Source organism: Verruconatronum alginivorum (assembly GCF_056590205.1).
Genome location: NZ_JBWPVQ010000001.1, coordinates 2,241,024 through 2,256,332, shown reverse-complemented (window position 1 = coordinate 2,256,332; position 15,309 = coordinate 2,241,024). Strand labels below are relative to the sequence as shown.

Sequence of the window (15,309 nt, the reverse complement as noted above, 5' to 3'; positions counted from 1 at the left end):
GGGTCTAGTTGATGGTTGCCGCAAACTCCCACTCTTATTCCAAAGATACGATACGGAATAATTAAATCAGACTGCAATTTCGCGCCACACTGCTGAGATTTCCCGTCATTTCAGGTTTGTCCGCAGTCGGTAAAACATCCGTCCGTCGACCGCCTCGGTGGCCGGAATCTCGATTTCGACCCGTTCGCGGTCTTCGTCTTCTCGCGAGATCTCGATCCGGATCGCCCCGGCCAGGCCGGCTTCGACCGGGAGCGGCGTCCAATCACCCAGGTCCGTCGAATACTCGAACCACAGCTCGACCGTTTCCTCCGCATCCGTCCGCTTGAAAAACCGGAAGAGTATCGCCTCAGTTTCTCCCCCGGCATCGCGGACGACTTCCGACACCGGGAGAATCTCCCGCCCGGGCCGCAAGGGATCGCCCACGAGGACGAATTCCCAAAGATTAGAAATTCCGTCACCATCCGGATCGGCATCGGGCAAGCGATCCGCGCCTTCGAGTCCGGCCTCATCGGCCCACGACTCCCAACGATCGTCTTCCGTATCGAATTCGATCTCCACCGCGCCGTGGAGATGGTTCCACACCACCGTGTAGATCGAAGTCGTTTCATCCCATTCGGCCGAGACGATTCCGTCCTCGGGATCGACCCGCAGCGCGGGTCTCCGGGAGGCCTCCAGCGTCAGTTGAAATTCACGCTCCCGGTATTCGCCGTTGCTTTGCAACCAGAGTCTCTCGCCGTCCCGCTCCAGTTTCCCGAGAATGTAGTGATGGACACCCACGTCGCCGGCAAGCCGAGTAATGCTTCCTTCCGAAAACCGGAAATCATACGTTTCGTCGTCGTCGACATTCTCGTTGGTGTTTTGAATGAACAAGCTATTCCCCACCCGGTTGTGCAGCGCGTCTCCGTAATGTGGTCCCGGATACGCCTCGTCGAAGACCGCGCGAACGAACGCCGGATCGGACATCGCCGCCAGCGGCTCCACCCGCGCCGAATTCGGCAGCGAATCGACCCCATAAGGCAAGAGGGGGATATAATAGTACCGGCTGGTGTTCGGAAAATATTCATACCAGCGTCCGTTCTCCCTGAACCCGTAAGTCTCCTCGTAGAGAACACGGTAGATGCCGTAGTCGCCGTGATGGGCCACATTCTGGAAGCGGTCCGGCTGCCGGATCGCGACTTTGACTTCCTCCAGCACCTCTTCTTTCGTCGGCACCATCCCCCGGGAAACGACGCCGCGGATAAACGGAACGACATAGTCGTGGAAGGTGGCGGTGGTCACGCCGTCCCGGTTCCAGATCGCCGCCTGGGTAGTGCCGGTCGTTCCCTGGCCGTCGACGCTGAACACGGTCGCTCCTTGCGCGATCCCATGCATGAAGGAGAGGTTGTAAAAATTCCGGGGGAAGTAATCGAGTATCCCCATTTTGGGACCGAGGTATTCGTTCAACCCGGCGAACCCGGCGTCGTTCCAATACCAGAATTCGCTCCACGATCCGTGGTGAGCCATCTTGCCGCTCAACCAAAGTCCCATCAACGCCCCCTGGCTGGTGTGCATGGTGTGGTTGACGTTGTTCTTCAAACTGAAGATCAGGTAGTCGCCATACTCCTCCATCACATCGATCCAGTAATCGTTCGAGGCGAACTGCTGCCACTTGAAGGTGGTGCCGTTGCCATCCGCCCAAAGATAAAGCCGCCCGTATTTGGCGCAAAGCTGAATCAGCCGGGTGATGTATTCCTTGCTCCCATCCGTCTCCCACAACCAGTAATTCCAGAAATTCTCCCCGGTCCCGATCCCGATGATGTTCGGATAATTCTGGAAAAGCCACTCCACGTCGGTCAGCGACATTCCCGTCCAGGCCATCCGGCCCGGTCCATGGGTGCGCAACAAAAAGAGGTTGTCCTGACCGGCGACTTTCGAGAAGTGCTCGAGGTCGGTGTTCTGATGCACGAAATATTGGTTGCCGGAGAGAATCGCGGTGTAAGGCCGGATATCGGACGGAACCGCCTCCGCGAAATCACCCAGATCCGGCACCCGCTGCGCTTCCAGTGTGAAGAGCGGACGCTCGACGTCGATCGGACGGATCAGTTCCGCCTTCGGCAGGTCGTTATTGATGGTAAACTCGATGGCCGGGGAGAACCCGCCCAGCCGGTCCCCATCGATCCCGGCCACCCGCCAATACCAGGTCCCGGGCGTCAAGGGTTCGACGACATGATAGGTGCACAATTCACTGTCGGAGGTGATCTCGAATTCCACCGGATCGTCGAATCCCGGGTTCGCGCTCACCTGAATCCGGTAATCTTCGATGTTCGGCAATCCCTTCCAACTGAAGCAAAGCGCGATGTCGGTAACGTCCCAACCGGTAAGCGGACTGACCGGCTCCGGAGCGGGGGCCGCGACCGGCAAGACCCAGACTTCCGCGATCGTCGCGGTTTGGCCGGATTGCCCGTTGATCTTCACCTGCAACTCGTATTCGACGAATCCGCTCCAACCGGTCAGTTGGGAAACCGGCACCTCGATCCCTCCAACCGCTTCCGCTCCGGTCACATGGATCAACACGTTTGTTTCGTTCGTGTCCAGACGCCTCAGCGAGACTTCGAAGGTCATTCCCGACGAAGCTTCCGCGACGTTGATTCCGAGCATCCGTTCCTCGGAAAAACCGGTCTCCAAAGCAGAGGACAACGTCGCCGTCGACCCATCCAACGTCACCTCCACCCCACTCCCACCCGGATCCGCCAAGGCTCCTTCCACAAACCACCGGTCGACGTCCTCGAAGGTTTCCAGGAAACTGTCGGCCTTCGCCCCTTTGATCACTTCCCCGTTGAGCCGAGCGGCATACGGGGTCTCATAACGCGGCGTCACTCCCGAACCACCGAGGGATTGGAAAAACAACCCGGTCTGCCTGAAGGGGCTGACTCCCGCATCCGTGGCCAACAGGTGGGCGCCCACTTCGATGGTCTCACCGGGGGCGATCCGGATTGGCGGATAACCGGCCACGGTTTCCACCTGCTCAAGGGTAAAGCCGGTCCGGCTCGCGCGCCAATAGGTCTTGTTGTGATAATGATTCCCCGTCAGCGGCTGGAGGCTCACCATTCCCACCCCGCGTCCCTCCTCATTCCAGGTCGCGCAATAGGTCCATGAGGGGGGATTGTACCACCACTTCACATGATCGGCGAAACTCCCCTGAGACAGGTCGAACAGACTGGTCCCCCAATACGGGGTCCTCAACCAGCGCTGTTCCCGGGCGAAGTTGCCCGCGATGTGGTTGTCCGCCCAGGCCAGCCATCGATCCGTTTGACCGTGATTCGTGAAATACAGGGCATAGCGCACCGCCGGCACGCCATAGAGAGCCACGATTCGTTCGGTCAATTCGACCCCGGCCCCCATGCCGTCGAATTCGCGGGTGAGAATCACGCCGGGCCCGTCGCGGGTCAACATCGCCCGCCCCGAAGCCAACGGGGAATGCCGGGTGATCACCTCCTTCAGGCCGAGGGCCACCGGGTCGACGATGGCGCCGTTGTCCGCCTCGTCGAGCCAGCCTTTGAAATGAACGTTGCGCGCAATGGCCCGGTCGTCCGCCGTCCCGATTGATCCGGCCTGGGCAATCTGGATCCCGCTCGGACCGACCGTCACCGCAACCAGACCGTTGGTCATTTGCCCGGTCGAAGTGCCCGAGTCCCACGAAGCCGAATGGATCTGCGTCCATGAGGCCGCTTGGGAAATCGAGATTCGTTGCCGTTCCCGGGGAGCCAGCGATATATATAACCGAATTTTGGATACACTATTGACCGTCGTCGCCTCGATCGGGACCGGGCTACCGTTAGCCACTTTCGTCGCCGCCAGCGGACTGCCCGGCGGGACATTCAGAAGATCGTAGACCGTTGCCGCGTCGAGCTGCAGGAGCGACGAATAAACCGGTTGTCCGGAATGGTTGGCCACCTCCACCTCGACCGCCGAATGGCCGGACGACAGCAGGGCAAACCCGAGAAAGAGAAGAGATAGAAGTCTCATGGATTCAGAAAGAGGAGGATGTCGATAGCCCCATCCCGGCTGGTCAGCTCGAGTTCGAGCCGTCCGTCCCGCCACACCTTTTCCCGCAAAGCCGACGCCGGGGTGATCTCGACCTGGGGTTCCACGGCGCAATGGATCGCGAGTCGCAACGGACGCTCGGGATACTCGCAATTGGTCTGCATCCAAAGTCCCCCTTCCGGCCGGTTCCACCGCCCGATTAGATACATGTGCGGTTCGATCGTCGCCTCCACCCGCTTGACTCCCGCCGCCTCCACCGGGATCCGGGCCTGTTGCGCCACATCCCGGTTCTCATGGGTGTTTTGAACGAAGAAACGATCCGGATAACGAATCACCAACGCATCTCCGTAATCGTTCTCCGGATACTTTTGGTGAAACACGTCCCGCACCGCGGCGCGGGTTGCCAGGTCCGTCATCGGCGCCTCCGTCACGGTCGTCCCGTCAGGCCGTTCCAACGGAGCCGATCCGAGCGGCAGAATCGGGATATAACCGAAGCGTCCCGTATTCGGAAAATACTCATACGTTTCCGAGCCGGGTTCATCGTAAAAGCCGTAGGTTTCCTGGTAGAGCGGCGTATATTGAGCGTAAAACGCGCCGCCCTCATAGCTTTCCTCCTCCCAAGGGCGGTCTTCCCGCACCACCACCCGCAGACTGTCGAGAATCTGGTCGCGCCCGGGAACGAGTCCTTCGTTCACGATCGCCCGAAAGATTGGAGCGATCACCCGATGGTAGGCGTCCAACATCTGCCCCTCCGTCGTCCAGACCTGATGTTTCATGTTGGCGAAGTTAAAGTCCGCCGCCTGCTGGTTGACATGCCCATCCGCCTTCATCGTCGGCACTTGACCGTCCATGTGAAAGACCGTCGCCCCTTGCGCCAGGCCATGGACCCAGGTCAGCGCCCAAAAGACCGCGGGCGTTTGGACGATATCCCCGGACCGCACTCCCCGGCGTTCACCCAACCCGCGGAAGCCGGCCTGCTCCCAATACCAGCCCCCGTCCTCCCACGAACCGAGCTGACCGATCATTCCGCTCAACTTCATCCCCATCAACGAGCTTTGGTTCAGGTGCTGCAGGTAATGAATGTTGTTCTTCTGCGAGAGGACGATATACGGGCCATATTCCCGCACCAACTCCGACGCCACCGGATCCGACGCGAGCCGATGCAATTTGTTGTTGTGGTAATTCCCGTCTCCTTCGATGAACCACCGTCCATACTTTCCGCAGAGCTGAATCAGCCGCCGGACATACGGATTCGATCCGTAGATCGCATGGAAACTCTCGGTCCCGATCACTCCGATCACCCATGGATACTCCTGGAAGATCGCCTCCAATTCGCTCAGGGAAACATACACATCCGACATCGCCGAGTGTCCGAATCGCACGATCAGGGAAAGCGGCTCACCGTGTTTCGCCGGTTCGCCGAAGAAATCGTAAAGGCTTTTTCCGATCTGATGAAAATACTGGGTGTGCCAGCTGAGAACCGCTGTATAAGGTCTCAGATCCTCTGGAATCCCCTCCATGAACGGAACGAGACTGCTGGCGCCGTGAGCCTCCATGGTGAACAACGGATTCTCCGGTCCGATCGGGCGCACCACGTCGCGGGTGGTGTGATCGTCGTTGATCGTGAAACGCCGGGTTTCCGACCAGGGTCCGGGCGTGCCGTCGGTCAACAATGCGCGGACCCGCCACTCGTAAGAGCCAGGGTCCGGAAGATCGTTCGGCATGAAGAAAGGCAGATCCACCAACGACTCGATCCGTTCACTCCGGCGCTGGTCCGGATCGGTCTTCATCCCGTATTCCAGGTCATAGGCGATCGCCCGCGCGACTTTCTCCCACCGGAAAAAGGTCGCGATGTCCGTGACGCTTTGGTCCGGCAACGGCGATTGCAACGCCGGCGCGTCCGGCCTGGGTTCGCTGAGACTCAGGTCACGAATGTGAGCGGCGACCGGTCCAGCTTCCCCTTGAACCTGGATCAATAAATCCCAACCGGATCGAAACATCAGCTGTTCCTCCGGATCGAGCACCCATTCGTGAGCCCCGGCCGCATCGGCTTCTCCGATGAGCGCCCTCTCCTGTCCGGAAACCGCAAAGAACTGAAGCGCTCCGCCCCCGGACGGCGCCTCCACCTCCGCCCGCAACCGGCGCGGCGCGCTCAGTGGCGAAACGCTCGCAACGAGGCCCGAGTCCCGTTCCCGCAAAGCCCGCGCCCCGGCCCATCGGTTCACGGCAGCCATCGCCGGAACCGGACGGAGCATCTCGCCGTCCACAGTCATCGCCGCCACGGGAAGCGTGGCATCTCCCCGGGTGAGAAGCCGTTCCTTGCGATCCGGTTTCCCGGCCTGGTGCAACCAGTCACGGGCCAGGGGACCCGGATCGACCCCGCCTTGCGTCACCAGCAAATCAAGGCCCAGCTCCGCTCGACTTCCGTCCTGAACCAGTTCCACCGGGTAAAATCCACGCTCGGTCTCGGTCAGGTCGAAATGAACCTGCCACGGGCTGGTCACCCAGATGGAGGCGCCGTAATAGTGGCGGTCGGTCAGCGGTTTCGGCGTGGTCACTCCCAGGCCGAGTCCAGTGGTTTCCTGCACTTGCATTCCGATCCACGCCCGCTCCGCCCCCCAGCCACGGCCCCAGCGGGTCAAGGTCTGCTCGGTCGCGCTTCCGCGCGTCACCAACCGATACGGTTCGCTCGGATACGGAGCCGCCAACAGCTTGTTACCGATCATCCCCGGACCATATCGCCCATGCAGATCGCCTTCCCAGAACACATAGGCCAGATAGACCGGATTCTCGCCGGTGTTCGCCGGGCGCATCCGGTAACTCAATACAGGGAGCCCGGTCCGCAACTGGTATTCCTCCATGAAATCGAGCCCGGGGAACGCCGGGGGAGCCGTGCGAAAGACCCGGACCGTCGCGGTCTCGTCGGTCCGTTCGACTTCCAGCCGGGCGATCGGCATCGTCTCGACATCGACCGCGCCGAGCGCGACATACTCGCCGCGCCGCAACCGGCCGCGCGGTTCCGAATCGACGAACCCCCGGTAACGCATCGCCTGCAAAGCGATTTCCTCTTCCAATGGTGTAGCCGCGCCTCCCAGCCACAACTGCCAACGAGGCGCGCCGTGCGCCGCCGGTTCCACCTTCCACCGCAACAGCCCATTCGTCATTTCCGCCGAAAGTCCATCCTCCGACACCCAAACCTCCGGCCCGCTCGCGGAGCCCGCCTCCGCGGTCATTTCAGCCATCCCTCCCGGCTCCAGAGTGACCGCCCCCATCAATCGACCTTGAAGCACTTCGGCCGGCCAGACCGTTCCATCGGCTCCGGTCAACCTCACGGTTCCATCCTCCCCGGACAACCCCCACTGCCCGGCATCGCCCAGATCGACCACCGCCCCGGTCAAACGATGGGAGGAAAGATTCTCCACCACGCGGATGTCGCTCCCGGCGAACAAGGAACCGGCCGAACAAACGGCAGGCAGAAGACAGACGAAGATCCGGTAAACTGGGTAAATGAAAGGGATACGCATCACGAAAAAAAGAAAGAAATTCAATCCGCTCAGCACCATCATGACCGGATCAAACCTCCCCGCCCCCTACAATTCTGCGACATTCGATGGAAAAATCCCGCCACCCCCAATTCACCGGCAGGAAAGCAGGCCCGGATCAGCCTCTGGAGTGCGCGGACATGTCCGAGCTTTCCCTCAGGCGACATGTCGCCCCGATCCAAAGCGGCGTCATGCCGCGCACTCCAGAGTTAATCGGTCTTCTCAGCCACCTTGTAAATGATAGATCCCCCTCGCGCCGGGGAACCATGCGCAAGCATGGCGGGGTGTGTGAGCACGTCATGATCCCCCACGATTGAACGACCAGTAGGAACGACTAAACAATTTTGGTAGGAACGAGCGAACGATCAGTTGGAACGACTAAACATTTGCATGGGTCGAGCCGCCGAGATAATGCGTCGTCCAACGTTCTTGCGTTTCGAAGCCTATCAATCATGGTTATTTCCGATGCCACGCAGTGGAGGTGAATCTGGAAAATTAGGCAACCGATTCGAGGGTGTATGGACGGTTGATTGCCTGCTTGATGTTTTTTGCGAAGATGCTCTCTTCATAACATTAGAGCCTGTTGGCGACCTCAGCCTCGGGATCGAGTTTATCAAGGAAATGGCGAACGGGTGCCTCGAATTTCACTCGGCGAAGCGGCAAACGCCATCCGGGACATGGAGTCTCAGCGCACTCACCGCCATCAAAGCAAATGGGCGGTCGATTCTTCAGGATCTTTTTCGGAAGATTGAAGGAGATCCGATGCACTCGGCACTCTTTGTGTCGCAAACGTCCGCCGACGACCTTCGGGAGCTTTGCGAAATCGCCAAAAAGGTTCCGGACGAAACGTCGTTTTGTGACCTCCTCGATGCGCAACCTCGGTTGAGGGGACAACATGACAAGTATCTTCGAAGGGCGGCCGATCCGGCTGGGATAGGTTCTTGGAAGTTGCTCACCCGTCTCACTGTCGTCGGCATCGGCGAGGCGGAACTGATTCGGCGACTCGAACAACGGATTCTCTATCTGCTTTACTCTTCGGATGGGCGTCCAATCGATCCTCACGCTGTCCGGCTCCTCCTGGGAGAGGCTGTCCACGGCTGGCTCGGAACCCGCGTCGATCGGGACAGGATAGCCGCTTTTTTTGTAACACACGGTTTGCGCATGCGTGATTGGCAGCGCGACAGGTCGCTCTGGGATGTGGTTAACCACCGCAACGCCGCTTACGTTCGTCACGTCGAGAGTGAGCTGATACATGGTCAGGCCATCGAGCGGGCGGAGTCAAAGACCGCCTTGACAGCCCTGACCGACGCCTCGCACTGCGCCGTCGTGATTGTCGGTGCCGCCGGCCTCGGTAAGAGCTGCGCCCTCGCCCAGACAATAGACGGGCTCTCAAAGGCGGGTGTTCCGGTATTGGCGCTGCGGATGGATCTGCAGACGGCGGTCTTGTCCTCCGACGCATTCGGGCGGGAACTGGGTTTTCCCACTTCACCCGCCATCCTTCTTGCCGGGATGGCTAACGGAGGCCGTTGTGTCCTCGTGATCGATCAGCTCGACGCATTGAGCTACGCTTCCGGGCGGAATCAACACCTCTGGGCGGTTTTTGAAGAAATCCTCCAGGAGTCGAAAGGCTATCCGCAAATGCGTGTGCTGCTTGCATGCCGTGCGTTCGACACCGACCACGATCATCGGATTAAGCGGCTGCTATCAGATGAGAAAACCTGCAAGCGGATCGACCTTCGACCGCTATCGACCGAAGTGGTGAAAAAGGCGGTTGAGGTAGCGAAGGTCTCTCCCGAGAAGCTCACTCCTTCCGATCTGGCACTTCTTCAAACTCCGCAAAACCTCAGTCTCTTTTTGCAAAGCGATCCCGCGTCTCACGGTCGGGTGGATTCCGTTCAAAGTCTTCTCGATCGCTATTGGGAGCACAAGGGCCAGCTCATTCAACAGAGAGTCGGAGGAGCTTCCCGATGGACCGAAGCCATTCGGAAGCTGGCGGCCTGGCTCAGTGACCATCAAACTCTGAGCGCTCCGAAGGATATATTGGACGGGTTCGAAAGAGAAACCAAGGCTATGGCCTCCGAACATGTAATTGTTTTCGAGGATCAGAAGGTGAGATTCTTTCACGAATCGGTTTTCGATTATGCATTCGCCCGAACCTATGTTTCCGAGGGTGGCACAGCGGCAGGTCTCCTGTTGAACTCCGATGCCGAGCAGCATCTTTTTCGTCGCGCCCAGATTCGACAAATTCTCACCTACGAACGCGACCGCTCGTTCGAGAACTACCTCAAAGACCTCAGTCGAACTCTGACCGAGCCCAAGGTGCGAATTCATATCAAGAAGCTTGTGATGGATTGGCTTCGGAGCTTGGCGGATCCGAAGCCTGCCGAGTGGAGGTTCGTCCAGTCGCTGGCTTCGACTCCTCCCTTTGTTGCTTGGTGGAAAACGGTTCCGCATAACAGTCCGGAATGGTTCGACCTGTTGCTCGCGGATGGAACGTGGGCCAAGTGGCTGGCCTCCAGCGATGACAGCGTCGCCAACCACGCTATTTGGCTTCTCAGTCTGGAGCCGATCATGCGGGAACGTTCGGACAAGGTCGCCGCACTCATCGCGCCATGTCTCGATGGATCGGAGCTATGGCAAGAGCGGTTTCGCAACTTGATTCGATTTGCAGAGATCCATCATGGTCGCGCAATGTTCGACCTGTTTCTGCAGGAATTTAGAAAAGGGTGGTTCGAAGACATGGAGCACGATTGGTGGCACCACCTGCACGATTTCCCGGACAATGCCCCCGATTTGGCACTGGAACTCCTGGTGGACTTCCTCGAACGTCGGTTTGCCACGCACTCAGAGGGTGATCCGTTTGAGGGGTTACGATCCAGAAGCACCTTTCCAATGGATTACTGCTCTCGGCTTGCGGCAGAACGAGCCGAAGCAGTCGTGGCTCAGGTGCTTCCAATCCTGGTGAGGGAGATCGATCGACGCCCGGCGAACTTCGATTTCGACGACTCGCGAGATTTGATCTGGCCGTTTCTTTCGCGTCATGAGAGAGACCATGATTTCAAGTCCTCCTTGTTGCACGGTATTCAAAAGGCTATGACGGATTTGGCGCTTTCCTCACCAGATCGGCTTCGTGAGTTGGCGGCACCCTACGGGACGGTTCGAAGTCACACCCTTGGATTCCTGCTACTTTCGGCATGGAGTGGAAATCCAGCGGTTTTTGCTGATGATATTGTACATTTCGTCTGCGCGGACTCGCTACGGTTGGACATCGGGTACGACTCGTGGAGTGGAGGTGGGACAGGCAGCGCGGCCGTCAGTCGGGAAGCGATTCGGGCGGCGAGCGAATGTTGTTCGCCCGACAGGTTAGGACACCTGGAGTCGGCCATCCTGAATTTTCGCGATTCGTGGGAGCAAAAGCATCCGCCGGCGATTGGGGCCACAGAATGCCTGCTTCTTAAGGCACTGGGGTTATCACGGATGAGCCAGAGCGCGATTGCACGCCTCGAGGAATTGGAGCGAAAGTTTCCCGGCCTCAATGACGCACCGCCAGGGAGGATCAAGGCGGGATTTGTTGGATCACCCATCCCCGCCGATGCGATTGCAAAGATGACCGATAACCAGTGGATATCCGCGATGCGCAAATATCCTAAACGCGATCGGAGAGATCCTCGCGATTTCTTCAAAGGCGGGATGCACCAACTCTCTGGCGACCTCACCCGAGTTGCACAGGCGAACAAACCTCGCTTCGCCAAGATCGCCGAGACAATGCCGGAGGACATCGACTCTGAATACTTCGCCGCTATTCTCCGCGGAATCTCGCAGACGAAAGGCGAGGACGGAAACGCCACCGTTTCGTACCCGGGCATGGCGGAACCATTGGATTCCGAGACGCTGGCGGCGACACTCCGGCGGGCCGATGAACTTCCCGGGCGTCCTCTGAGACGCGCGATCTGCGATGCCGTCCAGCATTGCGCTGAATTCGACATTCCCGACGACGTGATTGCGATCGTTTGCGATTACGCGATCAACGATCTGGATCCGGAGGAGGAGATGTGGGAGACGGAAGCTTCTGGTGGCCAAGCTTACTATGGTGGCGACCCACTGACTGCCGGGATCAATTCGGTTCGAGGAAAGGCAGCCTGGGCAATCGGAGATCTACTTTTCGCGAATGACTCTCATTGGCCGAAGGTGAGATCTACCGTCGAACGTCTGGTGAGGGACTCGTCGATCGCTGTCAGGTCCTGCACAGTCCGATGTTTGCTCGCTCTGCTTAACATCGACCGTGATGAAGCGGTTCGTCTCTTTTTCCAGCTAATTAACGACGCCGATCGGGTCCTTGCAGCGCCCGAGGTCGATGGATTTCTTCATTATGCCTCGGCATCTCACTATGATCAGCTCCGACCCCTGCTCTTGAGGATGCTGGACCATCCACAGTCCGAAGCGAGGAAAGCTGCTGCGTGCCAAATTACTGTAGCCTCCTTCAATGATGGAACGGCTCAGGAAGACTTACTTATTGTTTTGTCAGCCGATACGACCTGTCGGGGCGTAGCGGCGGAAGTGTTTGCCCATAACCTGCGCTTCGAATCCGTCCGAATGGTCTGCCGGGAACACTTGGTAAAGCTCTTTCGCGATCCGGCCAAAGAAGTGCGCGAAGCCGCATCGTACTGTTTCTCGAACCTTCCGGGGGAGAGCCTTTCGGATGAAACGGCTTTAATGGAGGATTTCATCCAGAGCCCCGCTTTTGGAGATAGCGGCGAACACCTTGTGTATGCTCTCAAGAACTCGACCGCACTCCTCCCGGGCGTGGTTTTGGGTATTGCCGCCCAACTCATCGAACTCCGCCGAAACACCTCCGAGAACGGAGAGAGTCCTGGAACGCGCCACAGCTACTATGTTCCGGAACTCGTGATGCGGCTTTATCGGCAGTCTATAGATGACAGAACCAAGAGCCGGTGTCTCGACGCCATCGACCAAATGATCGAATTTGGAGTCGGAGATCTGGAATCTGAACTAGGCAAGATTGAGCGATAGCCGGGGCCAAAGGGGTCATGTCGTGAATCTTGTCAAAATCCCTTCCCTGAGCCTCAAAGAGCCGACGCCGATTGCACAGGTGTCCGAACCCGGCAAGCGCAACCTCCAGGAATTTGTCGTCTTTTGGGTCGCGGCATGCTTTGAGCCGCCGGACGATTTCGACTCGGATCGCGACCCGGGAGAGTATTTCGAAGAATTCCCGGCGCTCGCCGCAGTGAGGTATTTGTCAAACTTGGGCCGGGAGATCACTTCGGCCAGTTCTTCCAAGGTCGCGTCCGACACCAGCAAATCTCCTTCTTCCATGGCGGCCTGGACAGGGCAGGCGACAGGTCCCTACCCCATCGCGACGGATGCGTGCGTCGGCAAGATGTCACCCGACGCCATCATGGTGTCGACCAACCTCGTCGCGGATTACCCGGGTGGTTGTAACGGGATCCGATGGTGCCCCCTTCATTGAGGCGGGAGCGGTTGGTAGTAGCGGACGTAATCGACTTCCAATTGCGTTCCATCGATCGCGTCGGTGACCGGACCGGCCCAATCGAAAATCGCCACCGAGATGAAGATGTTCACGTTGTCGGGACGGTAGGGAAGACTCCGGGTGCTGCGATACTTTTGATCATTGATGAAAACCTGAAAGGTGTCGCTGTTCTGCGGCGCATCCCAGGCGAAGGCGGGATTGTTCGACCGCCAAAGTCCACCGATCTTGTTGAAGTCATCGGCCAACGTCGGTGCCTGGGAGCCCTGCCCGAACGGATGATAAGGGATGGAATTGGTCCGCCGTTGCCCGTCGGAATCGAAGTAATGCAGGTTTGTATTCACCGTCCGGGGATAATGCCCTTCATTAAAGTCCAACTCGATAAACTTCGGATACTCGAATCCGGTCCGGCTCATCGCCCAGAAGCTTTGGTTCAAACCGGTCGCCGGCGCGTATTTGTAGGAGGCTTCGAAATAACCGTTCGAGAAGGTTCGCACGGTGAAGATGCTGCCCGTCGTCCAGTCATGCTCAAAGCTGTAGTTCGGATGGGTTTCCTTCCGGTTGTGAATGATCAACCGTCCGTCCCGGACTTCGATGTTCTCCGGAATTCGCGCCATCTTGTGCGGCTCCAAAACTCGTTGCCCGGCTTCGGAATGCCACTTTTGACGAAACACCGGATCAAAACCGTTCGCCGCGGTATAGTCGAACTCATCGGCGAACGAGAGCCTCCAACGGACTTGCAACGGGTCCGAATAGGCGGGCCTGTCAGCCATGCCATTTCGAACGGCCGACATGCCGACTCGAAGATATTTCCAGGCATCGGCCTCCGTCACGATGTAAGTTTTCTCCGTCGCGCCGCCGATCGGCTGGAAACCTCCCTCCGCGCTCTCCGACCGATACCATTGATATAGAACCTCGTCGGAACCATTGCTCACTTCATACTCAGCGGCTTCAATGAACCCATCGACCGCCGCTCCTTCCATGCCTTCAGCCAAAACGATCTGTCCTCTGAGGACGATGTTCTGAATAGAAGATTTCATCAGATCGACCTGCACCCGCCAGAAACGCGAGGCCCCGGTCGCGCCGGTATCGAGGAAGGAGAACTCCACTTCGTTCGGATGGCCGGTTGTATTCACTTCTCCATGATTCGAATCGACCGGAATGACGTGATCGTGCTCCGTTCCAAACGGCAAGGTGTTGGTGGCGACGATCGCATAATCGGTCGCGAGATCGGTCCAACGGATCGTGGTGTTCGGGGAATCTCCCGGACGAAAATCAAAATGGGTGATCCGAAACTTCGGAATGCTCAGGAACTGCGTCATCACCGCGATCTCTTCGAGTTCCCGATCGTAGATGGCGATGTTTTGGTAGGATCCGAAAAAAAGATCCGAAGTCGGCCGGCCCGCGACCCGGATCGCGTCGTTCGGACTTCCGACGACCGAGGCGCTCGTCTTTCCGCTGCTCAAGATCGTGCTCCCCATTTTTCCGAGATACCAGGAAACTTGATTCGCGGGGCGTTCCAGGTCCCAGGTGACGGCGAAATAATACCACGTGTCCTCGACCAACGTTCCCATGAACTTGAAATCGCCGAATTGAGTGGATCCCGTGGTCAGCCTCAACTGCTTGTCCGTAAGCAGATAGAGCTCGAACTTTGGCTGGCCCGCGATCGAAGCGGCCGGCCGTCGGCCAATTAACGAAGCGTTCGCCGTGATCTGGGCCGGCGTTTTGAAGGTCATCACCAGACTCGCCTCACTTCCCGTCAGATAACCGGTAGCCGAAGATTCGGCGATCGCCGCTCCGGCGGTCTGCCCGGCGGCAAGCGCAAACGCCCCATGGCTGTTTCCGAAAAAATCCGACCGCTGCTCGGTCATCGCTCCCTGACTGGTCAACACCATCCCGCTGCCGCCGCTTCCATAATTCGGGGTGCGCGCCGTCCGATACCAAATGACCGGACCACTTCCGCCATCGGCGGGAGATTCGATCGACCGGTTAAACGAATCCAATCCGGCGGCAACTTCCGCCGGGGAAACGTAAGAGGCGAGACACACCGCGATCGACAGAATGCGGAAGAACCAGCGAGGGGGAATCATCATTGTTGCTACAGTGTATATAAATGCTTTGCGGGGAAATAACAGAGTCGAAGCCTAGAGCATGCCATCGGAGATCCGGCAGACAATTTTACGACACTTGAATTAGGAATTCCGCCACACGTTGCAGGTTGACGGAATACCTGAATCG

At 58.4% G+C, this 15,309-nt stretch carries 5 protein-coding genes; 2 read left to right on the top strand and 3 right to left on the bottom strand.

The genetic code is table 11. The features are described 5' to 3' along the window. Positions 1 to 105: 105 nt before the first annotated feature. Both ACWUI2_RS07965 and ACWUI2_RS07960 read right to left on the bottom strand, forming a co-directional pair. Positions 106 to 4,005, bottom strand: a complete 3,900-nt coding sequence (locus ACWUI2_RS07965; RefSeq protein WP_486982324.1) for a glycoside hydrolase family 98 domain-containing protein — start codon at positions 4,003 to 4,005, stop codon at positions 106 to 108. Next, on the bottom strand, positions 4,002 to 7,547 hold the full coding sequence (locus ACWUI2_RS07960; RefSeq protein ID WP_486982323.1) for a glycoside hydrolase family 98 domain-containing protein: 3,546 nt from the start codon (positions 7,545 to 7,547) through the stop codon (positions 4,002 to 4,004). The genes ACWUI2_RS07965 and ACWUI2_RS07960 overlap by 4 nt, the downstream gene beginning before the upstream one ends. 408 nt (positions 7,548 to 7,955) lie before the next feature. Between ACWUI2_RS07960 and ACWUI2_RS07955 the strand changes: the two genes are divergently transcribed. After that, positions 7,956 to 12,596, top strand: a complete 4,641-nt coding sequence (locus ACWUI2_RS07955; protein WP_486982322.1) for an NACHT domain-containing protein — start codon at positions 7,956 to 7,958, stop codon at positions 12,594 to 12,596. Between the two features lie 22 nt (positions 12,597 to 12,618). Next, the gene (locus ACWUI2_RS07950) at positions 12,619 to 13,053 is read left to right on the top strand and encodes a hypothetical protein (protein ID WP_486982321.1); all 435 of its coding nucleotides are present in this window, start codon (positions 12,619 to 12,621) and stop codon (positions 13,051 to 13,053) included. Here ACWUI2_RS07950 and ACWUI2_RS07945 read toward each other — a convergent pair. Further along, complete coding sequence (locus ACWUI2_RS07945) at positions 13,047 to 15,164, bottom strand: hypothetical protein (RefSeq protein ID WP_486982320.1); 2,118 nt, start codon at positions 15,162 to 15,164, stop codon at positions 13,047 to 13,049. The two genes, ACWUI2_RS07950 and ACWUI2_RS07945, sit on opposite strands and share 7 nt — an antisense overlap. Positions 15,165 to 15,309 lie beyond the last annotated feature (145 nt).